Raw genomic sequence first — 26668 nt, forward strand, 5'->3', positions numbered from 1 at the left:
CTCAAGCCAGCACTGCCTGCGCAATAGTCCTGCACCGCCGCGAGTTTTGCCTGTTCTGTATACTTAACCATGACACCCCCAAGTTGTGTCCAACCTTTGGGGGTCAGTTCAGAGCGTGGGAACGATCGCTCAACCTGGCGCTGATGGAAGAGCGCTGGCCGGATGTGAAATTCCGCGCGACCCGGGAACACCATTAAGGTCTGAACGGTAGCAGAGAGGGCGAAGCTGTCATGGCTTCGCTCTTTTTGTTGGCCCTATAACTGTGCTGCCAATAGCTTTGGTCTGAATGTGTGTCGAGCTTCTGCATGCATGTAAGTCAGGGCAAAGATACAGGACATCCGCTTGTTGCTCGGCGGCGCCGGGTCAATAGGCTGACTGAATCCAGTCGGCATTTATATGAATAGCGTTGGTGTGTCTACTGTTAATGTTGGCAGTAGACAGGTGCTTTTTCCGCTACTAACGTTGAGTTGTGATGTGAATAAGGAGTGTGGGGCAAACGGTATTTTTTATAGTTGAACGTTAGCTGTCTAGCTGAGGAGGAAAAGGCTATGGGAACTACAAAAGTTATGGCGCCGACCGGGCATTTGGATGTTTACGTCGAAAAGAAGCTTGATTTCAGCGCGAAGGATTTTTTATTTAACAAGGACGATAGAGGGGTCCTGACTTTTGGCGGAAGTAAAGGTTCTTTTTCCCCTGCGGCCTACGTGGCTTGGAGAGGAGACGATTTTGCTGTCGGTTCTTATTCCATTGCGCCTGTTGGCGAGGGTGATGCCATAGCCTGGTATAACCATGCGAGCCTTAATAGTTGGCCGGCGATAAGTGGAACCTTCAATATCCACGCCATTTCGCTGGGAGACAACCCCAGCATTGATTTTGATTTTGATTTTATTGCTAAAAACCGATGGGGTAATAGAGAAGAGATTCATGTTTCAGGGCGGGGAGTTATTAACGGATTTGATAGTAAAGTTGTTTCTCCAAGCGATAAGGATAGCCCGGCGGGCGATGAGCTGTGGCGATAACCACACACCTCCTCGATTGCGGCTGAGCAATCAACTGTGGGAGGGGCTTGCCCCCGATGGCGGTCTATCAGTGACATGTAACGTCCTGACCCACTGCTATCGGGGGCAAGCCCCCTCCCACATTTTGATCTCTATAGGGCTGGAGATTGGCGAGAACCCTGCATCGGGTCTAGCGTTCACACATTGACTGCGAAGGAGACCACCGTGCGCAATGTTCGATACGCTATTTGTCTGATGCTACTGGCAGGCCCGGGGCTGACGACGCTCCCGGCACTGGCTGTCGATGGTACGCCCCAATGGAAGGACACCGGCCCTGTCACCAAGAGAAAGGCCAACGAGGTCAATTCCGGCAGCTGGAAACCGCAGCCTCAGCCCACCGATGTCAGGGATCCGGAAAACCCCGTCAACGAAGGGGAGGACAGTGAGACCTTTGACGACGGCGAGACCTGAGACGCGGCGCTAACCCAAAAAGAAGCCCTTCCCGCCAGGCTGATGCGCAACCTGACGGGAAGGGCTGTAGAACGCTGTATCACTGATCGTTCCCACGCTCCGCGTGGGAATGCATCCCGTGACGCTCCGCGTCACACCACGGGACGCAGAGCGTCCCAGGCGGCATTCCCACGCAGAGCGTGGGAACGATCGCTCAGGCCACAAACTGCTCCGCGTAGTGGCAAGCCACCTGCCGATTATCCAACGGCCGCAACAGCGGCTCCTCGGTGCTGCAGCGCGCTGTCGCATACGGGCAGCGCTTGTGGAACGCGCAGCCAGGCGGCGGGTTCAGTGGGTTGGGCAGCTCGCCGACGATCTTGATCTTCGGCTTGTTCGGATCCGGGTGAATGGTCGGGGTGGCCGACAGCAGCGCCTGGGTGTAGGGGTGCAGCGGGCGGGCGTAGATGTCTTCCTTGGGGCCCACTTCTACCGGGCGGCCGAGGTACATCACCATCACGTCGTCGGCCACATGCTGCACCACCGCCAGGTTGTGGGAGATGAACACGTAGGCGGTGTTGAATTCCTGCTGCAGGTCCATGAACAGGTTGAGCACCTGGGCCTGGATCGACACGTCCAGCGCCGAGGTCGGCTCATCCGCCACCAGCACTTTGGGTTGCAGCATCATCGCCCGGGCCAGGGCGATACGCTGACGCTGACCGCCGGAGAACATGTGCGGGTAGCGCTGATAATGCTCGGGGCGCAGGCCCACTTGCTTCATCATCGCCTGCACTTTCTCGCGGCGCTCGGCGGCGGACAAGTTGGTGTTGATCAACAGCGGCTCGCCGAGCTGGTCACCGACTTTCTGCCGGGGATTCAACGAGGCATACGGGCTCTGGAACACCATCTGCACGTCTTTGCGCAATTGCTTGCGCTGGGCCTTGTCGGCACCGGCGACTTCCTGGCCGGCGATTTTAAGCGAGCCCGAAGACGGCTCCTCGATCAGCGTGAGGGCGCGGGCCAGGGTGGATTTGCCGCAGCCCGATTCGCCCACTACGGCGAGGGTCTTGCCGGCTTCCAGTTCGAAGGACACACCATTAAGGGCACGCACCGTGGCGTGGCCCTTGAACAGGCCACGGGACACTTCGTAGTGACGGGTCAGGTCGCGGGCGGTAAGAACGACGGCCATTACGCCACCTCCTGGTTCAAGGGGTAGAAGCAGCGCGCAAGGCTGTTGGTTTTCGGATCAAGGCTCGGGCGCTGGGTGCGGCAGTTGTCCTGCACGTACGGGCAACGCGGCGAGAGCAGGCAACCCTGCGGGCGGTCATAACGGCCCGGCACGATGCCCGGCAGCGTGGCCAGCCGCGTGGCGCCCAGGCTGTGTTCCGGAATCGCCTTGAGCAAGGCTTCGCTGTAAGGATGCGCCGGGATGTCGAACAGTTGCGGCACCTGACCGACTTCCACCGCTTGGCCTGCGTACATCACGCAGACGCGCTGGGCGGTTTCAGCCACCACCGCCAGGTCGTGGGTGATCAGCACCAGGCCCATGTTCTGTTCTTTCTGCAGGGCCAGCAGCAGTTCCATGATCTGCGCCTGGATGGTCACGTCCAGAGCAGTGGTCGGTTCATCGGCGATCAGCAGTTTCGGTTCGCCGGCAATCGCCATGGCGATTGCCACGCGCTGGCTCATGCCGCCGGACAATTGGTGCGGGTAGGCATCCATACGGCTGGCGGCGCCCGGGATTTCAACCTTTTCCAGCAGTTCGATGGCACGCTTGCGCGCTTGCTTGCCGGACATTTTCAGGTGCAGGCGCAGCACTTCTTCGATCTGGAAACCCACGGTGTAGCTGGGGTTCAGGGCGGTCATCGGGTCCTGGAACACCATCGCCAGGTCTTTGCCGACGATCTGGCGGCGCTGGCGGTTGCTGAGCTTGAGCATGTTCTTGCCGTCGAAGTTCAGCGCATCGGCGGTGACGATGCCGGGATGCTCGATCAGGCCCATCAGCGCCATCATGGTCACGGATTTGCCCGAGCCCGACTCGCCAACGATCGCCAGGACTTCGCCTTTGTCGACCGTAATGTCGAGGCCATCGACCACCGGTACGGCGGTCTTGTCGCCGAAGCGCACGTTGAGATTCTTGATTTCTAACAGTGACATGGGAATCTCCTCAGGCGGCGTTCTTGAGTTTCGGGTCCAGCGCGTCGCGCAGGCCGTCACCCATCAAGTTGATTGCCAGCACGCTGAGCAAAATGGTCAGACCCGGCAGGCTCACCACCCACCAGGCGCGTTCGATGTAGTCACGGGCCGAAGCCAGCATGGTGCCCCACTCAGGCGTTGGCGGTTGTACGCCAAGACCCAGGAAGCCCAGGGCCGCGGCATCGAGGATCGCCGAGGAAAAGCTCAAGGTCGCTTGTACGATCAGCGGCGCCATGCAGTTAGGCAGCACAGTGATGAACATCAGGCGTGGCAGGCCGGCACCGGCCAGGCGCGCGGCAGTCACGTAGTCACGGTTCAGCTCGCCCATCACCGCAGCGCGGGTCAGGCGCACGTAGGACGGCAGCGACACGATGGCGATAGCGATCACGGTATTGATCAGGCCAGGGCCGAGGATGGCGACAATCGCCACGGCCAGCAGCAGCGACGGCAGGGCCAGCATGATGTCCATCAAACGCATGATGGTCGGACCGAGCAAACGCGGGAAGAAACCGGCAAACAGGCCCAGCAGGATGCCCGGGATCAGCGACATCACCACCGACGACAAGCCGATCAGCAGCGACAGGCGCGAACCCTGGATCAGGCGCGAGAGCAAGTCACGCCCCAGTTCGTCGGTGCCGAGCAGGAACTGGATCTGCCCGCCCTCGAGCCAGGACGGCGGGGTGAGCAGGAAATCGCGGTACTGCTCGCTCGGGTTATGCGGTGCAACCCACGGCGCGAAGATCGCGCAGAACACGATCAGCAGCATGAACAGCAGCCCGGCAACCGCGCCTTTGTTCTTGGAGAAGGCTTGCCAGAATTCTTTGTACGGGGACGGGTACAGCAGGCTCTGATCGACTGCTGACACTGGAGTAGAGGTAGTCATGGTCATGATCTCAGCGCTGGTGACGGATGCGTGGGTTGGCGAAGCCGTAGAGGATGTCCACCACGAAGTTCACCAGGATCACCAGGCAGGCGATCAGCAGAATGCCGTTCTGCACCACCGGGTAGTCCCGCGCGCCAATGGCTTCGATCAGCCATTTGCCGATGCCGGGCCACGAGAAGATGGTTTCGGTGAGTACGGCGCCGGCCAGCAGTGTGCCGACTTGCAGGCCCACCACGGTCAGCACCGGAATCAGCGCGTTACGCAGACCGTGCACGAACACCACGCGCGCCGGCGACAGGCCCTTGGCCTTGGCGGTGCGGATGTAGTCTTCACGCAGCACTTCGAGCATCGACGAACGGGTCATTCGCGCGATCACGGCCAGCGGGATGGTGCCCAGCACGATGGCCGGCAGGATCAGGTGATGCAGCGCGTCCCAGAAGGCGTCCGGCTCGTCGGCCAGCAGCGTGTCGATCAGCATGAAGCCGGTGCGCGGCTCGATGTCGTAGAGCAGGTCGATACGCCCGGACACCGGGGTCCAGCCCAGGCTCACCGAGAAGAACATGATCAGGATCAGGCCCCACCAGAAGATCGGCATCGAATAGCCCGCCAGGGAGATGCCCATTACCCCGTGGTCGAACAGGGATCCTCGTTTGAGTGCCGCGATCACCCCGGCCAGCAGGCCCAGGATACCGGCGAACAGCAGGGCGGCCATGGACAGTTCCAGGGTCGCCGGAAAGAGTGCGGTGAACTCGGTCCACACGCTGGTGCGCGTGCGCAGGGACTCGCCGAGGTCGCCCTGGGCAAGTTTGCCCACGTAGTCCAGGTATTGCGCATACAACGGCTTGTTCAAGCCAAGGCGTTCCATTGCCTGGGCATGCATTTCGGGGTCAACCCGCCGCTCGCCCATCATGACTTCTACGGGGTCGCCAGGAATCATGCGAATCAACGCAAAGGTCAGCAACGTGATGCCGAAGAACGTGGGGATCAGTAACCCCAGTCGGCGGGCAATAAAACTAAACATCTTGGTGTATACCTCAATCAGCCGGTTAGGCAGGTTCGGCGCCGTCAATAGCAACGGCGCCGAGCGTTTTTCTTATTTACTTCACCTGGGTGGTGGCGAAGTTATTGGTCGTCAGAGGGCTCAGGGTATAACCCTCGACGTTCTTGCGCATGGCGGTAAACATTTTCGGGTAAGCCATGGGAATCCACGGCTGATCCTTTTCAAACACATCCAGGGCTTGTTCATAGAGTACAGCGCGCTCGGCGGGTTCAGCGTCGGCGCGGGCCTTGTCGATCAAGTCTTGAAATTCTTTGTTACACCAGCGGGCGTAGTTTTCGCCGTTTTTCGCCGCATCGCAACTCAGGTTCGGGGTGAGGAAGTTATCCGGGTCCCCGTTATCCCCGGCCCAGCCGGCGGAAACCATGTCGTGTTCGCCGGCTTTGGCGCGCTTGAGCATCTCGCCCCATTCCATGACCTTGATATTGACCTTCAGGCCAATCTGCGCCAGATCCGCCTGCATGCGCTGGGCGCCGAGCATGGGGTTGGGGTTGGTCGGGCCGCCGCCGTTACGGGTGAACAGGGTGAACTCGGTGCCTTCCGGTACGCCGGCTTCCTTGAGCAGGGCGCGGGCCTTGTCCAGGTCGCGGGGCGGGTTCTTGAGCTTGTCATTGAAGCCCAGCAAGGTCGGTGGATACGGGCCAGTGCCGACGACTGCGTTGCCTTTGCCGTACAGGGCGTCGGTGTAGCCGGCCTTGTCGAACGCAATGTTGATCGCGTGGCGCACCCGCGCATCACTCATGTATTTGTGAGTGGTGTTCAGGGCGGTGTAGCTGGTCATCATCGCCGCCAGTTCATCCACTTTCAGATTCGGGTCAGCCTTGACGCTCGGCACATCGTCGGGCTTTGGATACAGCGCGATCTGGCACTCGTTGGCCTTGAGCTTTTGCAGGCGCACGTTGTTGTCGGTGGTGATTGCCAGGATCAGCGGATCGGCCGGCGGCTTGCCACGGAAGTACTCCGGGTTGGCCTTGAAGCGCACCTGGGCGTCTTTGGCATAGCGTGTGAAGATGAACGGCCCGGTGCCGATCGGCTTGGCGTTGAGGTCATCGGTCTTGCCGGACTTGAGCAACTGGTCGGCGTATTCGGCGGAGTGGATCGAGGAAAACGCCATGGCCAGGTCGGCCAGGAACGGTGCTTCAGGACGGGTCAGGGTAAAGACGACGGTGTGGTCATCGGTCTTCTCTACGCTCTTGAGCAGGTCCTTGAAGCCCATGCTTTCGAAGTACGGGTAGCCCACGTTGGACTTTTTATGCCACGGGTGATTCGGGTCCAGCTGGCGCTGAAAGCTCCAAAGCACATCATCGGCGTTCATGTTGCGCGTGGGTTTGAAATAATCGGTGGTGTGGAACTTGATATCGTCACGCAGGTGGAACGTATAGGTCAGGCCATCTGCGCTGATTTCCGGCAGATCCTTGGCCAGGGCAGCGACCACTTCGGTGGTGCCGGGCTTGAAATCCACCAGGCGGTTGAACATGGTTTCCGCAGCGGCGTCAGCGGTCACGGCGGTGGTGTACAGGACCGGGTCAAAACCTTCCGGGCTGGCTTCGGTGCAGACCACCAGCGGTTTGGCCGAAACGCCGATCGCCACGCTCAGCAGCGCAGCGGCCATGGCAGCTTGTAACGGGAGCATTTTCATTCAGAGCCCTCTGCAATCGATGGAGCCAGAAACGCGAAGGCGGCGGGCTCGTCCTGAGCCCGCCGCTTACCTGGCGCTAATTAAAGAATGTTGAACGGGATGGTGGTGACCAGACGGAACTCTTTGATGCTGCCGTCGGACTGGAACTCGCTGCCACGGTGCTCAACATAGGTTGCGCGCACGGTAGTGGCTTTGAGTGGGCCGCTTTGCAGGGCGTAAGAGGCGCCTACACCGTATTCCTGGTGCTTCTCGCCGTCCTGGGACTGAATGCCGTCGTAGGCGAACTTGGCGCGACCGTTGTTGCCGGTGTAGTGGGTACCGTCGATACCCCAGCCGCGGGCCGAGTAGGCGTTGAACTTCAGGCCTGGCACGCCGTATTCGGCCATGTTGATGGCGTAGGCGATCTGGAACGATTTCTCGTTCGGGCCGTTGAAGTCGGACGTCAGGGAGTTGGCCAGGTAGATGCCGTTGGTTTCGTGCAGGTAGTCGAAGTACTCGTTACCGTTCACTTGCTGGTAGCCGAAGGTCAGGCTGTGGGCCTGGTGAGTCAGCCCCAGGGACAGGGAGAAGGTATCGTTGTCGATTTCCCCCATCTCTTTTTTGCCTTCATCGACCGTCTTGTAGTAGTTGAAGCCGGTGGTCAGGCCCAGTTGCTGAGCGTCGCCCAATTCGTGGGTGGCGCCGAAGTAGTACTGGTTCCAGAAGTCCTTCACGTTGGCGGCGAAGAAGCTGGTCTTCAGGCTTTTCAGCGGCTGGTAGTTCACACCCAGGGTGGAGACTTTGTCGGTCTCCGCGCCATTGCCGTATTCGCTGCGAAATTTCGACAGGCTCTGTTCGCTACGCGGGGAAACGCGATCAAACACGCCGCCCTGGAACGACAGGTTGCTGAATTCTTCGCTGTTGAAGCTCACACCCTGGAAGCTTGAAGGCAGCGCACGGTTGCCGATGGTGTCGACGATGCCGCTGCTGAAGTTCTGGCGACCGGCGGTCAGCGTAGTGTTGGATACGCGGAACTGCACGTTGGCCAGGCCCAGTTTGCTCCATTGGTCTACGGCATCACCGTTGGAGTCGGCCAGGGTGCGGTTGGAGCCGCCCTTGATATCACGCTTGCTGCGGTCCAGGACCAGCGCGTTGTACACGGCTACTTCGGTCTTGACGCCGACAGTGCCCTGAGTGAAACCCGAGCTGGCGTTGAGGATGGTGCCCTGCACCCAGTTGGTACGGTTGCGGTCGGTCAGGGTCTGGCCATGCTTCTGGTAAGAAAAGGTGCCCCCACGGTATTTGCTTTCATGGGAGTACCAGTTACGCGTGGTGCCGCCCAGGCTGAAATCTTCGATGAAGCCCTTGGCCTCGCTTTGGGCGCTGGTGCCGGCCAGAGTGGTAGGAACGAAGTCCTGGCTCTGGGTTTCAGCGTAGGCGGTGGCCGTGATGCTGCTGATGGCCAGGGCCAGAAGCGCTTTGCTGCTCAGTTTCATGGGTGAAGCTCCTTTGGTTCTCTTTTTTATGCCGGTCTTTTTAGGTGAACCGGCTATTGGGTGTGTAACTCGTTCAAGCTGTTGCAAACGTTTGGCGTAGGAAAAATCCCAACAAAAGGCTGCACGTTTGCCGCAGGGCCAACTTCGCCCTGCGCAATCCGGTTATTTTTCTTATGGGGTGATGCTGACGCCCGAGAACACGTTGCGGCCGAAGGGGCTCACTTTGAAACCTTCGACTTTGGCGCTTAACGGCTGGTTGACCGTCGAGTGGGCGACTGGCGTGATCGGCACCTGCTGCTTGAGCAGTTGCTGCGCCTGTTTGTACAGAACAGTCCTTTGTTCACGGTCGGTAACGACCTTGGCTTGCTTGATCAGCTTGTCGTACGCCGGGTCACACCACATGGAGTAGTTGTTCCCGCCGATGGCGTCGCAGCTGTAGAGGGTGCCCAGCCAGTTGTCCGGGTCACCGTTGTCGCCGGTCCAGCCGATCAGGCTGACATCGTGCTCGCCGTTCTTGGTGCGCTTGATGTATTCGCCCCATTCGTAGCTGACGATCTTCACTTTCAGGCCGATCTTGGCCCAGTCGTTCTGCAGCATTTCAGCCATCAGCTTGGCGTTGGGGTTGTATGGACGTTGAACCGGCATCGCCCACAGGGTGATCTCGGTGCCTTCCTTCACGCCGGCGGCCTTGAGCAGCTCCTTGGCTTTTTCCGGGTTGTAGGCGGCGTCCTTGATGCTGTCGTCGTAAGACCACTGGGTTGGCGGCATGGCGTTCACCGCCAGTTGCCCCGCGCCCTGGTAGACGGCATTGAGGATGCTCTGCTTGTTCACCGCCATGTCCAGCGCCTGGCGCACTTCGAGCTGGTCGAACGGCTTGTGGCGCACGTTGTAGGCGATGTAGCCGAGGTTGAAGCCCGGCTTGGTCAGCAGTTGCAGGTTCGGGTCGGCCTTGAGTGCGTCGACGTCGGCGGGGCGCGGATGCAGGGTGACCTGGCATTCGCCGGCCTTGAGCTTCTGCACGCGTACCGACGCGTCGGTGTTGATGGCGAAGATCAACTGGTCGAGCTTGACCCGGCTCGGGTCCCAGTACTGTTTGTTCGCCACGTAGCGAATCTGCGAGTCTTTCTGGTACCGCTGGAACACAAACGGGCCGGTGCCGATTGGCTTCTGGTTGATATCGCTGGGTTTGCCTTCCTTGAGCAACTGATCGGCATACTCGGCGGAGAGGATCGCGGCGAAGCTCATGGCAATGTTTTGCACGAACGCGGCATCGACCGTGTTCAAGGTGATCACCACGGTGTGCGGGTCGGTTTTTTCGACCTTGGCAATGTTCTTGTTCAGGCTCATCCCGTTGAAGTAGGGGAATTCGGTAGGGTAGGCCTTGCGAAACGGATGGTCGGGGTCAAGCATGCGGTTGAAGGTGAACAGCACGTCGTCGGCGTTGAAGTCGCGCGTCGGCTTGAATTCCTTGTTGCTGTGGAACTTCACCCCTTCACGCAGATGAAAGGTGTAGGTGAGCCCGTCTTCGGAGATGTCCCACTTGGTGGCCAGGCCAGGCACTACGTCAGTTGCGCCTTTTTCGAATTCGACCAGACGGTTGTACAACGGCTCTGCAGCATCATTGTCGGTGGCGGTGGTGTATTGCGCGGTATCAAAGCCTGCAGGGCTGCCCTCGGAGCAGAACACCAGGCTCTTCTTGTCGGCGGCTTGAGCCATCGTGGCCACGGCCAACAGGCTGGTGGCAAACAGTGCGGATAGAACGGTGGTATGGCGCATGACGATCCCGATCCTTGTTTGTAGTTATCAACAGCGAGCGATCCCACTGGCCACAGCCAGGGAGACATCACTGATCCCACACACAGCGAGCGCCTTTCCCAAAGTGGGGCCTCTGCTGTCCTACGACGTTATGGGTCGCGGACTTCACAGTAAATGCGCCAAATCGGATTGACCTTGTAGGCAACGGAGACACAGAGCGCAGTTCATTGCTGTAGGACGGCAACGATTGCAGTGTGGTCTGTTTCCTACGGCCTGGCGGATGGAATAACGGCGACGTTACGAACGTCGCCGTTACTGATCCTTACTTGCCGCTTACGCCGACACCGTAGAAGGAGTTCAAGCCAAACGGGCTGATCTTGAAGTCCTGCACGGTGTTGCGCATGGGTTGATACACCGTCGAGTGCGCGATAGGTGTCATCGGAACTGCGTCTTTGAGTACATGTTGCGCCTGCTTGTACAGCTCGGTGCGTTTGGCGACATCCGATGTGGCCTTGGCTTCTTTCACGATGCCGTCGAATTTCTTGTCGCACCACTTGGAGAAGTTGTTGCCCGACAGCGAGTCGCAGCCGAACAGCACGTTCAGCCAGTTGTCCGGGTCACCATTGTCGCCGCTCCAGCCAATGATCATGGCCTGGTTCTCGCCGCCCTTGGAGCGCTTGATGTATTCGCCCCACTCGTAGCTGGTGATCTTGACCTTCAAGCCGATCTTGGACCAGTCGTTCTGCAGCATCTCAGCCATCAGTTTGGCGTTCGGGTTGTACGGACGCTGAACCGGCATGGCCCACAGTACGATCTCGGTGCCTTCCTTGACACCGGCTTCCTTGAGCAGCGCTTTGGCTTTCTCAGGATTGTAGGCGGCGTCCTTGATGGTGGTGTCGTAGGACCATTGGGTTGGCGGCATGGCGTTGACGGCCAATTGACCTGCCCCCTGGTATACCGAGTCGATGATCTGCTGCTTGTTCACCGACATGTCCAGCGCCTGGCGTACGCGCAGGTCGGCCAGTGGATTTGGCTGATCGCTGCCCTTGACCTTGTCCATCACGTTGTAGGCCACGTAGCCCAGGTTGAAACCGGCCTGGTGCGGCAGTTTCAGGTCCTTGTCTTCACCCAGCGCCTTGAGGTCGGCCGGACGTGGGAACAGGGTGACCTGGCATTCGTTTTTCTTGAGCTTCTGGATACGCACCGACGGGTCAGTGGTGATGGCGAAGATCAGGTTATCGATCTTCACGTCTTCAGGTTTCCAGTAGTCCTTGTTGCCGGTGTAGCGAATGTTCGAGTCTTTCTGGTAGCTCTTGAACACGAACGGGCCAGTACCCACCGGTTTCTGGTTGATGTCGGCGGGTTTGCCTTCCTTCAACAATTGCGCGGCGTATTCGGCGGATTGGATCGAGGCGAAACTCATGGCCATGTTCTGGATGAACGCAGCGTCCACTTTGCCAAGGGTGAACTTGACGGTGTGGTCATCGATCTTTTCGATGTTCTTGATGTTGGTGTCCATCCCCATGTCCGTGAAGTACGGAAACTCGGTGGGGTAGGCTTTACGGAATGGATCGTCTTTATTGATCATCCGGTTAAAGGTGAACAGTACGTCGTCGGCCGAAAATTCACGAGTCGGCTTGAAGTACGGGGTGGTGTGGAACTTGACGCCTTCGCGCAGGTGGAAGGTATATGTCAGGCCGTCCGGGGACACGTCCCAGCGGGTGGCGAGGCCTGGCACCACGGCGGTGCCGCCGCGTTCGAACTGGCTCAGGCGGTTGAACATGGTTTCGGCCGAGGCATCGAAGTCTGTTCCGGTGGTGTACTGGCCTGGGTCAAAACCGGCCGGGCTCCCTTCGGAGCAGAACACCAGGTTAGTTGCCGCTTGGGCAAATGGGGCTGCGGCCATAAGGCCAGCGCTCACTAATAACGGAAGGACTGCGTGTTTAAGCATGTTGGCCTCATGATTTGTTGTCATTTTTGGTGGTGAGGGCGACCTCGTGAGTCGGCCTGCGGATACTTATGCAGGCGCCATACCCATTGCAAGATGTTGAACGGTTGCAAGCGTCAAACAGTGGGACGGGCGTACAAGAATGTCGCATTTATGAAAGTTTCGACATAAATGTGTCTGTTTGGCGGGTTTTTTCGGTGCGTGTGGCGCACCGGAAAAGCCCAATCGAGGCGTCTAGTGCACTCGATTGGGGCATTGTTGTTACTTATCTAGACTCACACCATAGAACGGTGTCAGCCCGAAAGGGCTGATCTTGAAATCGCGCACTTGCTTGCGCATCGGTTGGAAAACCGTCGAGTTCGCGATAGGTGTTATAGGTACTTGTTCCTTAAGGATTTGTTGCGCCTGCTGATACCACTTGATGCGCTGGCCGCGATCGTTGCTGACCTTGGCCTGCTGCACCAGCTTGTCATACGCCGGGTTACACCATTTGGCGTAGTTGCTGCCCTTGACCGCGGCACAACTGTAGAGCACGCCGAGCCAGTTATCGGGGTCGCCGTTGTCGCCGGTCCAGCCGTAAATCATCGCGTCATGTTCACCATTCTTGGCGCGCTTGATGTATTCGCCCCACTCATAGCTGACGATATTGGCCTTGATGCCGACCTTGGCCCAGTCCTGCTGGATCATTTGCGCGGACATGCGCGCATTGGGATTGGAGGCGCGTTGCACGGTCATCGCCCAGAGATCAATGGTGGTACCTGGTGCAACCCCTGCTTCTTTTAGTAGCGCCCGGGCCTTGGTCGGATCGTACGGCGCATCCTTGATAGTCGGGTCGTAAGACCACTGCGCGGGTGGCAGCGCGTTCTGCGCCAATTGTCCGGCGCCCTGGTAAACCGCCTTGATGATTGCAGGCTTGTCGATGGCCATATCCAGGGCCTGGCGCACTTTGAGCTGATCCAGCGGCGGATGGGTGACGTTGTAGGCCAGGAAACCCAGGTTGAAGCCGGCCTGTTGCAGCACCCGCAAGTCAGGGTCCTGCTTCATCACCTCGATGTCGGCGGGGCGCGGGTAGCCGCTGACCTGGCATTCACCGGCCTTGAGTTTCTGCAGGCGTGCGGCGGCGTCCGGGGTGATGGCGAAAACCAGATTGTCGAGCTTCACATCTTCGGGTTTCCAATATTGTTTATTGGCAACGTAGCGGATCTGTGAGTCTTTCTGGTAGCGCTTGAACACGAACGGGCCGGTGCCCACCGGTTTCTGGTTGATGTCCTCGGCCTTGCCTTGCTTGAGGAGCTGGGCGGCGTACTCGGCCGATTGCACGGAGGCGAAACTCATCGCCAGGTTCTGTACGAACGAGGCATCCACGTTGTTCAGATTGAAGCGCACGGTGCGGTCGTCGAGTTTGTCGAGGCTTTTGATCGTGGTATTCAGGCCCATGTCGGTGAAGTAGGGCGACTCGGAGGGGTAGGCCTTGCGAAACGGACTTTCGGCATCCAGCAGGCGGTTGAAGGTAAACACCACGTCATCGGCGTTGAAGTCGCGGGTCGGGGTGAAGAAATCGGTGGTGTGAAACTTGACGCCATCGCGCAAGTGGAAGGTGTAGGTCAGTCCGTCGTCGGACACATCCCAGCGGGTGGCGAGGCCGGGCTCGACTTCGGTGCCGCCACGCTTGAACTGGGTAAGGCGGTTGAATACGGTTTCGGCAGAGGCATCAAAGTCGGTGCCGCTGGTGTACTGGCTGGGGTCGAAGCCGGCGGGGCTGGCTTCGGAGCAGTAGACCAGGGTGGTGGCTGCGTGCGCCATGGGCATGAAGGCCAGGAGGCCGGCGGCGAGGAGGAGCGGTTTGAAGGCAATTCTGTGCATGGAGACCCCAGCAATGGCAGCCCTGTAAAAGCAGCGCAAATGAAAACGGCGGTCACCGAGGTTACCGCCGTTCAGGGTTGTCAGGTAGGGGTCACTGCATCTGCACTTCAACCACGCCGTCTGCACTCATGCTGACCTGGCTGGTGCCGGCTTCCACTTCAGGCGTGGGCGCTGAATCGGCCATCGCCGCTTTCATCATCATGGCGCCGCGTGCATAGGGCATCGGGTAGCCGTTGGTGTTGAAGTTCAGGTTGACGATCTTGTAGCCCTTGCCGCCGAGTGCATCGGTGGCCAGTTGCGCACGGGCCTTGAACGCGGCCACCGCGTCTTTGAGCAGCGCATCTTCGCTGGCCTTGCGCGTGCCGTCGGCGATGGCAAAGTCCATGCTGTCCATTTTCAGGGTGTTCAACAGCTCGCCGGTGAGTTTGGACAACGCCGGGAAGTCCGCGCTTTCCAGACGCAGTTCGGCGCGTTCACGCCAGCCGGTGATTTTCTGGTTCTTGCTGTCGTAGATCGGGTAGCTGTTGCGGCTGCCCTGGCGCAGGGTCACGGCCTTGACTTCGCGGGCCTGGCCCAGGGCTGTGTTCATCGTCGTGGTGATTTCGGCGGCAAGCTTGGCCGGGTCCGCGTTCTGCGATTCGGTGTAGAGGGTCACGATCATCTTGTCGCGCGCCACTTCCTGGCTGACTTCGGCGCGCAGGGAGATCTGGTTGTAATGCAGTTCATCGGCGGCCATGGCCGGCAGGCTGGCCAGGGCGCTGGCGCCGAGGGTGAGGACAGCGGCACTGCGAGTGAAACGGGACATGAAAGCTCCTTGAGATTGTCGTGTTCGGTATGACTGTAGACGGTGGCATCGGGTTCTTCGGGTTTACATATTCCCTACATGTCGTGGAGGCGGCGACGAATGGTCATCTGTCCGGCCTGCGTCAAAGAGCCACACGCGCCGTGCCGGCGGGTCTGCTTCGTTTATACTCGTGCCGATCCGCCTGCAGCGCTCATCGGGAGAGCTCATGCTCGCCGCCGTAAAACTGACTTCCGCCACCCGCCAGAACCTCTGGCGCCTGACGTTCATCCGCACCCTGGTATTGGCCGCGCAGGCCGGTTCCGTCGGGCTCGCCTATTGGTTCGACCTGCTGCCGCTGCCCTGGCTGCAACTGGCCGTGACCCTCGGCTTCTCCACTGTGCTGTGTGCGTTTACCGCCATCCGCTTGCGCACCACCTGGCCGGTCACCGAGTTGGAATACGCGCTGCAATTGGCCTGCGACCTGTTTATCCACAGTGTGTTGCTGTACTTCTCCGGTGGTTCCACCAATCCGTTTGTGTCTTATTACCTGGTGCCGCTGACCATTGCCGCCGTGACCTTGCCATGGCGCTATTCGGTGGTGCTGTCGGGCATCGCGCTGACGCTGTACACGCTGCTGCTGGCGCAATTCTATCCACTGCAGACCTTTCCGATCGCTCGGGAAAATCTGCAGATCTACGGCATGTGGCTCAGCTTTGCCTTGTCTGCCGCCGTCATCACGTTTTTTGCCGCACGCATGGCCGAAGAGTTGCGTCGTCAGGAAGAACTGCGCGCGATTCGCCGCGAAGAAGGCCTGCGCGACCAGCAACTGCTGGCGGTCGCCACCCAGGCGGCGGGTGCCGCCCATGAATTGGGCACGCCGCTGGCGACCATGAGCGTACTGCTCAAGGAGATGACCCAGGACCATCACGACCCTGCATTGCAGGATGACCTCAGCGTGCTGCAGGAACAGGTCAAACAGTGCAAGTTGACCTTGCAGCAACTGGTGCGCGCCGCCGAAGCCAATCGGCGTCTGGCGGTCGAGATGCAGGATGTCACCCAGTGGCTCGATGAAGCCCTGAACCGCTGGCACCTGATGCGCCCCGAAGCCAGTTACCGTTTCAGCCTGTTGGGCCAGGGCAGCGTACCGCGCATGGCGCCGCCGCCGGATCTCACCCAGGCCTTGCTCAACCTGTTGAACAATGCCGCCGATGCCTGCCCTGAAGGCCTGGGCGTGCAGTTGGACTGGGACGCGGAAAACGTCACCATCAGCATTCGTGACCACGGCGCGGGCGTGCCGCTGGCCATTGCCGAGCAGATCGGCAAGCCCTTTTTTACCACCAAGGGCAAAGGCTTCGGCCTCGGCCTGTTTTTGAGCAAGGCCAGCGTGACCCGCGCGGGCGGCTCAGTGAAGCTCTATAGTCATGAGGAAGGTGGCACGCTTACCGAGCTGCGCCTGCCCCGTGTCGCACGAGGAGATATCGATGAGTGACGAGATCCAAGTCGAAGGCGAAGAACTGCCGCACCTGCTGCTGGTAGATGATGACGCCACCTTTACCCGCGTGATGGCGCGCGCCATGAGCCGTCGCGGCTTTCGCGTCAGCACCGCAGGCTCAGCCGAAGAAGGCCTGACCATCGCCCAGGCCGACCTGCCGGACTACGCCGCGCTCGACCTGAAAATGGACGGCGACTCGGGCCTGGTACTGTTGCCCAAGCTGCTCGAGCTGGACCCGGAGATGCGTGTGGTGATCCTCACCGGCTATTCCAGCATCGCCACTGCCGTCGAAGCCATCAAGCGTGGCGCCTGCAATTACCTGTGCAAGCCTGCGGATGCCGATGACGTGCTCGCCGCGCTGCTGTCCGAGCACGCCGACCTCGACACCCTGGTGCCGGAAAACCCCATGTCGGTGGATCGCCTGCAGTGGGAACACATCCAGCGCGTACTGACCGAGCATGAAGGCAACATCTCCGCCACTGCGCGCGCGTTGGGCATGCACCGTCGGACGTTGCAGCGCAAATTGCAGAAGCGTCCGGTACGCCGCTGAACGAAGACTGAACAAGCTGCTTCAGGCCGCACGGAGCCCTGAACCGATCGCCTATGATCGGTTCAAACGCCTGTCATATTTTCCCTACCGAGCCTGAACAATGAATCAGAACGCTGAGTACTCTGCGGTCAATGATGCGGTGCGTGGGCAATTCTTCCGCCGAACCTGGGCGATGATCACGCCGTATTGGCGCAGTGAAGAGAAGGGCAGGGCCTGGTTGCTGCTGGCCGCCGTGATTGGGTTGTCGCTGTTTAGCGTGGCGATCTCGGTGTGGATCAACCACTGGTACAAGGATTTCTACAACGCCTTGGAGAAGAAGGACACGGCCGCCTTCTGGCAACTGATCGGTTACTTCGGCGGCATCGCGGCCGTGGCGATCCTGGGCGCGGTGTACCGCTTGTACCTGACCCAGATGCTGACCATCCGCTGGCGTGCCTGGCTGACCGAAAAGCACTTCGCACGCTGGCTCGCCCACAAGAACTACTACCAGCTGGAGCAGGGCGGCTACACCGATAACCCGGACCAGCGGATTTCCGAAGACCTCAACACCTTCACCTCCAGCACCTTGAGCCTGGGCCTGGGGTTGTTGCGCAACGTGGTCAGCCTGGTGTCGTTCTCGATCATCCTGTGGGGCGTGTCGGGCAGCATCGAGGTGTTCGGCATCACGATTCCCGGCTACATGTTCTGGTGCGCGCTGCTGTATGCCGCCGTGGGCAGTTGGCTGACGCACTTGATCGGGCGTCGCTTGATCGGCTTGAGCAACCAGCAACAGCGCTTCGAAGCGGACTTGCGTTTCTCCATGGTGCGGGTGCGTGAAAATGCCGAAAGCATCGCGCTGTACAACGGCGAACCGAATGAAAAGCAGCGCCTGAGCACGCGCTTCGGCAAAGTCTGGCACAACTATTGGGACATGATGAAAGTGTCCAAGCGCCTGACCTTCTTTACCGCCGGCTACGGCCAGATCGCGATTATCTTCCCGTTTATCGTCGCTGCGCCGCGCTACTTCACCGGCAAGATCGAACTGGGCGAGCTGATGCAAATCAACTCGGCATTCGGCAACGTGCAGGAAAACTTCAGCTGGTTTATCAACGCCTACTCGGAATTGGCGTCGTGGCGCGCTACCAGTGACCGTCTGCTGAGTTTCCAGCAGGCCATGAGCGACAACGAACAGCGTGCTCCGGCCATCGATGTGCGCCCTGAAGGCGAACGCCTGGTGATCAAGGATCTGGGCATGGACCTGGCCGACGGCCGTCACCTGCTCACCGACGCCGACATGAGCGTGGAGCCTGGCCAGCGCGTGATGCTCAGTGGGCGTTCCGGCAGCGGCAAGAGCACCTTGCTGCGGGCAATGGGCCATCTGTGGCCGGCCGGTCATGGCAGCATTCGGCTACCGGCGACGCGCTACTTGTTCCTGCCGCAGAAGCCTTACCTGCCGATAGGCACGCTCAAGGCGGTGCTGAGTTATCCACAGGACGACAGCGTCTATCCGGCAGAACGTTATGCACAGGTCCTGGAAACCTGCCGCTTGCCGCATCTGGTTGGTCGCCTGGATGAAGCCAATCACTGGCAACGCATGCTTTCGCCGGGCGAACAGCAGCGCCTGGCCTTCGCCCGCGCCTTGTTGTTCGCGCCGCAATGGCTGTACATGGACGAAGCCACTTCTGCCATGGATGAAGAGGATGAGGCGACGTTGTACCAGGCGCTGATCGATGAACTGCCGGGGCTGAGCATCGTCAGCGTTGGCCACCGCAGCAGCCTCAAGCGCTTTCATGGAAGGCATGTGCGGATCGAGGGTGGGCGGTTGCAGGAACAACAGCCAGCCTAGGGTCATGTGGGGTCAAGTGTGGGAGGGGGCTTGCCCCCGATGGCGGTGTGTCAGTCACCTGATTCGGGTCTGACACACTGCCATCGGGGGCAAGCCCCCTTCCACATTGGATCTCCGTTTTCAGGGAAACTTAGCCCCAACAAAAAGCCCGGCTGATCATCGATCAGCCGGGCTTTTTTATTGCTTGAGGATGACCTACTTCTTCAAGCCGTAATGTTCATCCAGCATGCCTGGGGCGTCCGGCGTTTTTGGCGCGTAGTCCCGCGGCGGTTCCTGGTTTTCCCGGGGCGGGGTCAGGCGTTCCCGTGGGGTTTGCGGTGCATCGGAATGCAGCGCGGCCAGCAGGCGCTGGCGGGTGATGTCGTCGAGGGCCAGGCGGTTTGCGCCATCGGCGAGATGATCCTGTACTTCCTGGTAGCTCTGGGTGAGCTTCTTGACCAGGGTCGCGGTGCTGTTGAAGTGGGTAACAACCTCGTTCTGATAACTGTCAAAACGTTCCTGAATGTCATCCAACTGACGTTGCGTGCGGTTAGGCGCGGCATTCGGCAGCAGGCGAGCAACCAGGAATCCAATGGCGACACCGGCAACCAGGGCAAGAGTCGGCAACAACCAAACTAAGAGCGAGTGTTCCACGAGTCCTTCCTCTATAAACGGCTTTGCTTTACGTTAACGGCTCAAACCTGCGCTGTATACCGCGATTAAGCTCGCAATGATGCCATGCACAGACTTTTAGCTAGACGAGTCGACCCCTTGAGAGGTCACGGAGTTCATCCTTGCTCATGCGTGAAACCCCCGTTTTGATCGATGGCCCGGTAGGGCAATTGGAAGCCCTGTACCTGGATCACCCCGAACCACGTGGCCTGGCGTTGATCTGCCACCCCAACCCGGTGCAGGGCGGCACCATGCTCAATAAAGTCGTGTCGACCCTGCAACGCACCGCCCGCGATGCCGGTTTGATTACGTTGCGTTTCAATTATCGTGGCGTCGGCGCCAGCGCCGGTTCCCACGATATGGCCAGCGGTGAAGTCGACGACGCCGAAGCGGTCGCCACCTGGCTGCGGGAAAAACACCCGGACCTGCCGATCACCTTGCTGGGTTTTTCCTTCGGCGGTTACGTGGCTGCCAGTCTCGGCGGGCGTCTGGAAGCCAAGGGCGAGAAGCTCGCGCACCTGTTTATGGTCGCTGCGGCGGTGATGCGCCTGGGCGAGTCGGACGTGTTGCCCCAAGGCTGCCCGTTGACCCTGATCCAACCGGAAAGCGACGAAGTGGTTAACCCGCAAATCGTCTACGACTGGTCCGCAGCCTTGAATCGCCCCCATACGCTGCTGAAAGTGGCAGAATGCGGACACTTTTTTCATGGCAAGCTGACCGATCTCAAGGATCTGGTGCTGCCACGCCTTTCGAATTGATGACAAGCGATCACCCATGACGACCCGTACCCGCATCCTCACCGGCATTACCACCACCGGCACGCCGCACCTGGGCAACTACGCCGGTGCGATCCGCCCGGCGATCCTTGCAAGCGAAGACGCCAATGCCGACTCCTTCTACTTCCTGGCCGACTACCACGCCCTGATCAAATGCGATGACCCGCAGCGCATCCAGCGCTCGCGCATGGAAATCGCCGCGACCTGGCTGGCCGGCGGCCTGGATGTGAACCGGGTGACGTTCTATCGCCAGTCCGACATTCCCGAGATCCCCGAGCTGACCTGGCTGCTGACCTGCGTGGCCGCCAAGGGCCTGCTCAACCGCGCCCACGCCTACAAGGCCTCGGTGGACAAGAACGTGGAGACCGGCGAAGACCCGGACGCGGGCATCACCATGGGCCTGTACAGCTACCCGGTCTTGATGGCGGCGGACATCCTGATGTTCAACGCGCACAAGGTGCCGGTGGGTCGCGACCAGATCCAGCATGTGGAAATGGCCCGTGATATCGGCCAGCGTTTCAACCACCTGTTCGGCAAGGGCAAAGAGTTCTTCACCATGCCCGAGGCGTTGATCGAAGAAAGCGTCGCCACCTTGCCGGGGCTGGATGGACGCAAGATGTCCAAGAGCTATGACAACACCATCCCGTTGTTCACCAGCGCCAAGGAGATGAAGGACGCGATCTCGCGGATCGTCACCGACTCGCGCGCGCCCGGCGAAGCCAAGGACCCGGGCAACTCGCATCTGTTTACCCTGTACCAGGCGTTCGCGACCAAGGCCCAGGAAGAAGAATTGCGTGGCGAACTGCTGCAAGGCCTTGGCTGGGGTGAAGCGAAAAATCGTCTGTTCCAACTGCTCGACGGCCAACTCGGTGAAGCGCGCGAGCGTTACCATCAACTGATGTCGCGCCCGTCCGACATGGAAGACCTGCTGCTGGTCGGCGCGAAAAAAGCCCGTGCCGTGGCGGCGCCGTTCCTCGCCGAGCTGCGTGAAGCGGTGGGCCTGCGCTCGTTCGTCAACCAGGCTGCGGCGCCGGTCGCGGCGAAGAAGAAAGCCGCTAAATCTTCTCGTGTTCTCAGTTTTCGCGAAGGCAACAGCTTCCGTTTCCGTGTACTTGCCGCTGATGGCTCGCCATTGTTGCTGTCGAGCGAATTTGCCGATGGCAAAAAGGCTGGCGCGGTGATTAAGCAATTGCAATCCGGTCAAACTTTGGACATTCGCACCGAAGCGTATGGCTTCAATGTTTGGCTCGACGGTGAGTGTGTGGCAGAAAGCTCGGCTATTTACGCGGATGCTGCGCAACGAGATGCCGGTATCGAAGCCCTGCGGGTTGCGTTGACCCCCCTCGAGGATTAATTAACCCGACCAAGGGTTGATTGCCATTATCCAGGGCCGTCGTTACAGTGACGGCCCGTTTTTGTTGCCTTGCTAACGAAATTATGACGCCCCTAGAACGATATCAAGCTGATCTGAAACGCCCTGACTTCTTCCATGACGCGGCCCAGGAAAATGCGGTGCGTCATTTGCAGCGCCTGTATGAAGACCTGGTCGCGGCCTCGCAAACCAAGCCGGGAATGTTCAGCAAGCTGTTTGGCAAAAAAGACCACACGCCGGTCAAGGGCCTGTACTTCTGGGGTGGCGTCGGCCGGGGCAAGACTTACCTGGTGGACACCTTCTTCGAAGCGCTGCCGTTCAAGGAAAAGGTGCGTACCCACTTCCACCGCTTCATGAAGCGTGTGCACGAAGAGATGAAGACCCTGCCGGGTGAAAAAAACCCGCTGACGATCATCGCCAAGCGTTTCTCCGACGAAGCGCGGGTAATCTGCTTCGATGAATTCTTCGTCTCCGACATCACCGATGCCATGATCCTCGGCACCTTGATGGAAGAACTGTTCAAGAACGGCGTGACCCTGGTCGCCACCTCGAACATCGTGCCCGATGGCCTCTACAAGGACGGCCTGCAGCGCGCACGCTTCCTGCCGGCCATTGCGTTGATCAAGCAGAACACCGACATCGTCAACGTCGACAGCGGCGTCGACTATCGTTTGCGTCACCTTGAGCAGGCGGAGCTGTTCCACTTCCCGCTCAACGAAGCGGCCCACGAAAGCCTGAAGAAAAGCTTCCGCGCGCTGACGCCGGAATGCACCCAGGCGGTGGAAAACGACAAGCTGATGATCGAGAACCGCGAAATCATCGCCTTGCGTACCTGCGATGACGTGGCCTGGTTTGAATTCCGTCAACTGTGCGACGGCCCGCGCAGCCAGAACGACTACATCGAACTGGGCAAGATCTTCCATGCGGTGATCTTGAGCGGCGTGGAGCAGATGGGCGTGACCACCGACGACATCGCGCGGCGTTTTATCAACATGGTCGACGAATTCTACGACCGCAACGTCAAGCTGATCATCTCGGCGGAAGTCGAACTCAAGGACCTGTATACCGGCGGTCGCTTGAATTTCGAATTCCAGCGCACCTTGAGCCGTTTGCTGGAAATGCAGTCCCACGAATTCCTCTCGCGCGGACACAAACCCTAAGATCAATGCAAATCAAACTGTGGGAGGGGGCTTGCCCCCGATAGCGGTGGATCAGTCAACTCATGCAGTGATTGACCCACCGCAATCGGGGGCAAGCCCCCTCCCACATTTGCTTAAGCGGCCTGCTGGAATTGCTGCCGGTATTGATTCGGCGACAACTCCGTGTGCTGCCTGAACAACCGCGCAAAGAAGCTCGCATCGTCGTAACCCACCTCGTAGCTGATGGTCTTGATGCTCTTGCGACTGGCCGACAGCAGGCCCTTTGCCGTCTCGATGCGCAAACGTTGCAGATAATGCAGCGGCTTGTCGCCGGTGGCGGCCTGGAAGCGCCGCATGAAGTTGCGGATGCTCATGCCATGCTCGCGCGCGACGTCTTCGAAGCGGAATTTGTCGGCGAAATGCTCTTCGAGCCAGTGCTGGATCTGCAGGATGATCACATCCTGGTGCAGCTTCTGCCCGCCAAACCCGATACGCCCCGGCGCATAGTTGCGTTGCACCTCATACAGAATGTCGCGGGCCACGGCCTGGGCAATGTTGGCGCCGCAGAAGCGTTCGATCAGATAAATATAAAGGTCGCAGGCTGAGGTGGTGCCGCCGGCGCAGTAGAGGTTATCGGCGTCGGTCAGGTGCTTGTCCTGGTTGAGCTGAACCTGGGGGAAGCGTTCGCTGAAGACAGTGAAGAAGCGCCAATAGGTGGTCGCCTCCTTGCCGTCGAGCAGGCCGGCTTCGGCCAGCCAGAACACTCCGGTGGCTTCACCACACAGCACGGCGCCGCGAGCGTGTTGTTCGCGCAACCACGGCAGCACCTGGGGGTAGCGGGTGCACATGGCGTCGAAGTCGTCCCAGAAGGCAGGCAGCACGATGATGTCGGCGTCTTCCAGGCCGCCGTCCACCGGCATGATCACATCGCTGAAACTGCGCACCGATTGCCCGTCGGGGCTGACCAGGCGCGTTTCAAACGCAGGGGTCAGACCCAGGCCCTGTTGCTTGCCGTAACGCAGGCTGGCGAGGTGGAAAAAATCCTTGGCTTGCATGAGGGTTGAAGCGAATACCCGATCAATGGCCAGAATGCTGACGCGCCGCAACGGCGTGGAGATTTGGTTAGGCATGATTTCATTTATTCTTATAGGGGAAAGTGGTCACCAGACGGCTGGATCGTCTTATTTTTTGTCGAATGTGTCCAGTGTCCCGTGACGCATTCGCGGCATAGGCTCTGTGGGCTTGTTTTTGTCCGACAATCTACGCAGGTGAGCCATGATTCCCAGAACCTTGTTCAGCCCGGAGCACGAACTCTTTCGCGACAGCGTACGCACGTTCCTCGAAAAAGAAGCCGCGCCGTTCCATGGGCAATGGGAAAAACAGGGTTATATCGACCGCAGTCTGTGGAGCAAGGCCGGTGAGGCGGGGATGCGGTGCTCCCATCTGCCGGAGGAATATGGCGGCTTGGGTGCAGACTTTTTGTACAGCGCGGTGGTGATCGAGGAAATCCGCCGACTGGGGCTGACGGGCATCGGCTTTGCGTACCTTATGCAGGAACTGCCCCAGGAGCGGCTGACCGTGGCGGTTGGCGCGCTGTCTTCAGCGGAGGCGGCGCTGCAGTGGACGCTGGATTACACCCGCGAGCGCAAGGCGTTCGGCAAGGCGATTGCCGACTTTCAGAACACCCGGTTCAAGCTGGCGGAGATGTCCACCGAAATTCAGATCGGCCGTGTGTTCGTGGATAAATGCCTGGCGCTGCATCTCGAAGGCGAGCTGGATGTGCCCACTGCGGCAATGGCCAAATACTGGGCCACAGACCTGCAATGCAAGGTGCTCGATGAGTGCGTGCAGTTGCACGGCGGCTACGGCTTCATGTGGGAATACCCGATTGCACGGGCGTGGGCGGATGCGCGGGTGCAGCGCATTTATGCGGGGACCAATGAGATCATGAAAGAGATCATTGCGCGGGCGCTTTGATCTTGTGGTGTGGCTGATGGCCTCATCGGGGGCAAGCCCCCTCCCACACTTGACCGGGTGCGCAGATTAAAATGTGGGAGGGGGCTTGCCCCCGATGGCGGCCTGAAGGTCAGTCAAGGCGCCGGATTCGGATGATCCTTCTGAATCGCCTCAATCCCTTCCAGCACTTCCTTCGACAGTTTCAAATCGGCACTGGCAATGTTGCTATCGAGCTGTTCCAGTGACGTGGCACCAATAATATTGCTGGTCACAAACGGCTGCTGCGTCACAAACGCCAACGCCATCTGCGCCGGATCCAGTCCATGCTCCCGCGCCAATGCCACATAACGGCTGCACGCCGCTTCCGACTGCGGGTTGAAGTAGCGGCTGAAGCGGCTGTATTCCGTCAGGCGCGCCTTGGCCGGGCGCGCCCCGTCCTCGTATTTGCCGCTGAGCATGCCGAACGCCAGGGGCGAGTAGGCCAGCAAGCCGCATTGTTCGCGAATGGCGATTTCCGCCAGGCCCACTTCAAAGCTGCGGTTGAGCAGGTTGTAGGGGTTCTGGATCGACACCGCGCGGGTCCAGCCGCGGGCTTGGGCCAGGGCCAGGAATTTCATGGTGCCCCACGGCGTTTCGTTGGACAGGCCGATGTGGCGGATCTTGCCGGCCTTGACCTGTTCATCCAGCGCTTCGAGGGTTTCCTCCAGTGGCGTGAGGTCGTCTTCGTCCTTGTGCTTGTAGCTCAGTTGCCCGAAGAAGTTGGTGCTGCGTTCGGGCCAGTGCAGTTGGTAAAGGTCGATCCAGTCGGTCTGCAGGCGCTTGAGACTGGCATCGAGGGCGTCGACGATGTGCCTGCGGTTATGACGCAGGTGGCCGTCGCGGATGTAGTCGATGGTGTTGCCGGGGCCGGCGATCTTGCTGGCGAGGATCCAGTCGGCGCGGTCGCCACGGCTCTTGAAGTAATTGCCGATATACCGCTCGGTGGTGGCATAGGTGTCGGCCTTGGGCGGTACCGGGTACATTTCCGCCGTATCGAGGAAGTTGATGCCCGCGGCCTTGGCCCGTTCGATCTGGGCAAAGGCCTCTGCCTCGCTGTTCTGCTCACCCCAGGTCATGGTGCCCAGGGCGATCGCGCTTACGTTCAGATCGGTCCGGCCCAGCTGTCGATAATCCATCGGGTACTCCTTCGGGGAAAACAATCATAAAAGCAGGTTGAATTTTTTTTCGCAATCTGCATAATTGCCCACCTCTTTCTGCAGTGGAAGTGATGCGCCGCCTGCCGAAGAATCTTGCCGTTGAACGGACGCGCTGACCCGAGCCCCCGATAGCGTCTGTATCCGGCTGCCTTTGACCTTGTCAAAGTAAGCACTATTCAGTAAGATCCGCCGTCTAATTTACAGGGCGGCCCCTGAGGCTATTAAAGAATGACAACTTTTACTGCAAAACCGGAAACAGTTCAGCGCGACTGGTTTGTCGTCGACGCCGCTGGTCAGACCCTGGGTCGTCTGGCCACTGAAGTCGCCAGCCGTCTGCGTGGCAAGCACAAGCCTGAATACACCCCGCACGTTGATACCGGTGACTACATTGTCATCATCAACGCTGAGCAGGTACGTGTTACCGGCAACAAAGCGCAAGACAAAATGTACTACCGTCACTCCGGTTTCCCAGGCGGTATCAAGTCTTCCAACTTTGAAGGCCTGATCTCCAAGAAGCCTGAAGCCCCGATCGAAATCGCGGTCAAAGGCATGCTGCCTAAGGGCCCACTGGGTCGCGATATGTTTCGCAAGCTGAAAGTCTATGCGGGCGCTGTACACCCTCATGCTGCTCAGCAGCCCCAAGAACTGAAGTTTTAACGGAATAGT

24 protein-coding genes are annotated in these 26668 nt (G+C 59.5%); 11 read left to right on the forward strand and 13 right to left on the reverse strand.

Annotated elements, in window-relative coordinates; translation table 11 throughout:
- The 3 genes from TU82_RS29015 to TU82_RS17375 all read left to right on the forward strand — a co-directional run.
- Positions 1 to 197, forward strand: a 197-nt coding sequence (locus TU82_RS29015) for a hypothetical protein (protein WP_211269735.1), incomplete at its 5' end; no start/stop codon positions are given.
- A 351-nt stretch (positions 198 to 548) separates the two neighbouring features.
- Positions 549 to 1019: a hypothetical protein gene (locus TU82_RS17370; RefSeq protein ID WP_057724520.1), complete on the forward strand. Its 471-nt coding sequence runs from the start codon at positions 549 to 551 to the stop codon at positions 1017 to 1019.
- A gap of 204 nt (positions 1020 to 1223) precedes the next feature.
- On the forward strand, positions 1224 to 1469 hold the full coding sequence (locus TU82_RS17375; RefSeq protein ID WP_057724521.1) for a hypothetical protein: 246 nt from the start codon (positions 1224 to 1226) through the stop codon (positions 1467 to 1469).
- Between the two features lie 193 nt (positions 1470 to 1662).
- On the opposite strand, the gene TU82_RS17380 is transcribed toward TU82_RS17375, so the two are convergent.
- The 10 genes from TU82_RS17380 to TU82_RS17425 all read right to left on the reverse strand — a co-directional run bounded on the left by TU82_RS17380 (position 1663) and on the right by TU82_RS17425 (position 15066).
- Positions 1663 to 2634 carry a peptide ABC transporter ATP-binding protein gene (locus tag TU82_RS17380; RefSeq protein ID WP_057724522.1) on the reverse strand — a complete coding sequence of 324 codons (972 nt, stop codon included), beginning with the start codon at positions 2632 to 2634 and terminating at the stop codon, positions 1663 to 1665.
- A complete protein-coding gene (locus tag TU82_RS17385) occupies positions 2634 to 3602 on the reverse strand; it encodes an ABC transporter ATP-binding protein (RefSeq protein WP_057724523.1) in 969 nt (322 codons plus the stop codon). The genes TU82_RS17380 and TU82_RS17385 overlap by 1 nt, the downstream gene beginning before the upstream one ends.
- Before the next feature lie 10 nt (positions 3603 to 3612).
- Positions 3613 to 4524 (reverse strand): ABC transporter permease subunit, encoded by a 912-nt coding sequence (locus tag TU82_RS17390; protein WP_057724524.1) that lies wholly within the window; start codon positions 4522 to 4524, stop codon positions 3613 to 3615.
- Positions 4525 to 4534: 10 nt separating this feature from the next.
- Positions 4535 to 5545 (reverse strand): ABC transporter permease subunit, encoded by a 1011-nt coding sequence (locus tag TU82_RS17395; protein ID WP_003171721.1) that lies wholly within the window; start codon positions 5543 to 5545, stop codon positions 4535 to 4537.
- A gap of 76 nt (positions 5546 to 5621) precedes the next feature.
- A complete protein-coding gene (locus tag TU82_RS17400) occupies positions 5622 to 7220 on the reverse strand; it encodes an ABC transporter substrate-binding protein (RefSeq protein WP_057724525.1) in 1599 nt (532 codons plus the stop codon).
- An 80-nt stretch (positions 7221 to 7300) separates the two neighbouring features.
- A complete protein-coding gene (locus TU82_RS17405; RefSeq protein WP_003188488.1) occupies positions 7301 to 8695 on the reverse strand; it encodes an OprD family outer membrane porin in 1395 nt (464 codons plus the stop codon).
- A 171-nt stretch (positions 8696 to 8866) separates the two neighbouring features.
- Entirely contained in the window at positions 8867 to 10471 is a 1605-nt protein-coding gene (locus tag TU82_RS17410) for an ABC transporter substrate-binding protein (RefSeq protein WP_057724526.1), read from the reverse strand.
- 301 nt (positions 10472 to 10772) lie between these two features.
- On the reverse strand, positions 10773 to 12401 hold the full coding sequence (locus tag TU82_RS17415; RefSeq protein ID WP_057724527.1) for an ABC transporter substrate-binding protein: 1629 nt from the start codon (positions 12399 to 12401) through the stop codon (positions 10773 to 10775).
- A 258-nt stretch (positions 12402 to 12659) separates the two neighbouring features.
- On the reverse strand, positions 12660 to 14261 hold the full coding sequence (locus TU82_RS17420) for an ABC transporter substrate-binding protein (RefSeq protein ID WP_057724528.1): 1602 nt from the start codon (positions 14259 to 14261) through the stop codon (positions 12660 to 12662).
- Between the two features lie 91 nt (positions 14262 to 14352).
- Complete coding sequence (locus TU82_RS17425; protein WP_057724529.1) at positions 14353 to 15066, reverse strand: SIMPL domain-containing protein; 714 nt, start codon at positions 15064 to 15066, stop codon at positions 14353 to 14355.
- A gap of 205 nt (positions 15067 to 15271) precedes the next feature.
- On the opposite strand from TU82_RS17425, the gene TU82_RS17430 reads away from it, so the two are divergent.
- The 3 genes from TU82_RS17430 (at position 15272) to TU82_RS17440 (ending at position 18912) form a co-directional block, all read left to right on the forward strand.
- The gene (locus tag TU82_RS17430) at positions 15272 to 16534 is read left to right on the forward strand and encodes an ATP-binding protein (protein WP_057724530.1); all 1263 of its coding nucleotides are present in this window, start codon (positions 15272 to 15274) and stop codon (positions 16532 to 16534) included.
- Positions 16527 to 17087 carry a response regulator transcription factor gene (locus TU82_RS17435; protein WP_003171731.1) on the forward strand — a complete coding sequence of 187 codons (561 nt, stop codon included), beginning with the start codon at positions 16527 to 16529 and terminating at the stop codon, positions 17085 to 17087. Before TU82_RS17430 ends, TU82_RS17435 begins: the two co-directional genes overlap by 8 nt.
- Positions 17088 to 17187: 100 nt before the next feature.
- Entirely contained in the window at positions 17188 to 18912 is a 1725-nt protein-coding gene (locus TU82_RS17440; RefSeq protein ID WP_057724531.1) for an ABC transporter ATP-binding protein/permease, read from the forward strand.
- A 195-nt stretch (positions 18913 to 19107) separates the two neighbouring features.
- On the opposite strand, the gene TU82_RS17445 is transcribed toward TU82_RS17440, so the two are convergent.
- Positions 19108 to 19545, reverse strand: a complete 438-nt coding sequence (locus TU82_RS17445) for a Z-ring associated ZapG family protein (RefSeq protein ID WP_057724532.1) — start codon at positions 19543 to 19545, stop codon at positions 19108 to 19110.
- Between the two features lie 146 nt (positions 19546 to 19691).
- On the opposite strand from TU82_RS17445, the gene TU82_RS17450 reads away from it, so the two are divergent.
- The 3 genes from TU82_RS17450 (at position 19692) to zapE (ending at position 22871) form a co-directional block, all read left to right on the forward strand.
- The gene (locus TU82_RS17450; protein WP_057724533.1) at positions 19692 to 20321 is read left to right on the forward strand and encodes an alpha/beta hydrolase; all 630 of its coding nucleotides are present in this window, start codon (positions 19692 to 19694) and stop codon (positions 20319 to 20321) included.
- 16 nt (positions 20322 to 20337) lie between these two features.
- A complete protein-coding gene (locus tag TU82_RS17455) occupies positions 20338 to 21693 on the forward strand; it encodes a tryptophan--tRNA ligase (RefSeq protein WP_057724534.1) in 1356 nt (451 codons plus the stop codon).
- A gap of 83 nt (positions 21694 to 21776) precedes the next feature.
- On the forward strand, positions 21777 to 22871 hold the full coding sequence (gene zapE / locus TU82_RS17460) for a cell division protein ZapE (protein ID WP_057724535.1): 1095 nt from the start codon (positions 21777 to 21779) through the stop codon (positions 22869 to 22871).
- A gap of 113 nt (positions 22872 to 22984) precedes the next feature.
- Here zapE and TU82_RS17465 read toward each other — a convergent pair whose 3' ends face one another.
- On the reverse strand, positions 22985 to 23905 hold the full coding sequence (locus tag TU82_RS17465; protein ID WP_173667510.1) for a GlxA family transcriptional regulator: 921 nt from the start codon (positions 23903 to 23905) through the stop codon (positions 22985 to 22987).
- A 220-nt stretch (positions 23906 to 24125) separates the two neighbouring features.
- Here TU82_RS17465 and TU82_RS17470 point away from each other — a divergent pair, with 220 nt between their 5' ends.
- The gene (locus tag TU82_RS17470) at positions 24126 to 24827 is read left to right on the forward strand and encodes an acyl-CoA dehydrogenase family protein (RefSeq protein WP_057724537.1); all 702 of its coding nucleotides are present in this window, start codon (positions 24126 to 24128) and stop codon (positions 24825 to 24827) included.
- A gap of 113 nt (positions 24828 to 24940) precedes the next feature.
- On the opposite strand, the gene TU82_RS17475 is transcribed toward TU82_RS17470, so the two are convergent.
- Positions 24941 to 25981 carry an NADP(H)-dependent aldo-keto reductase gene (locus TU82_RS17475; protein WP_057724538.1) on the reverse strand — a complete coding sequence of 347 codons (1041 nt, stop codon included), beginning with the start codon at positions 25979 to 25981 and terminating at the stop codon, positions 24941 to 24943.
- A gap of 249 nt (positions 25982 to 26230) precedes the next feature.
- Here TU82_RS17475 and rplM point away from each other — a divergent pair, with 249 nt between their 5' ends.
- On the forward strand, positions 26231 to 26659 hold the full coding sequence (gene rplM / locus TU82_RS17480) for a 50S ribosomal protein L13 (protein WP_003171742.1): 429 nt from the start codon (positions 26231 to 26233) through the stop codon (positions 26657 to 26659).
- The last annotated feature ends 9 nt before the right edge of the window (positions 26660 to 26668 follow it).

It is taken from the genome of Pseudomonas orientalis, from assembly GCF_001439815.1.
In the GTDB taxonomy this organism is placed as follows: Bacteria; Pseudomonadota; Gammaproteobacteria; order Pseudomonadales; family Pseudomonadaceae; genus Aquipseudomonas; species Aquipseudomonas orientalis.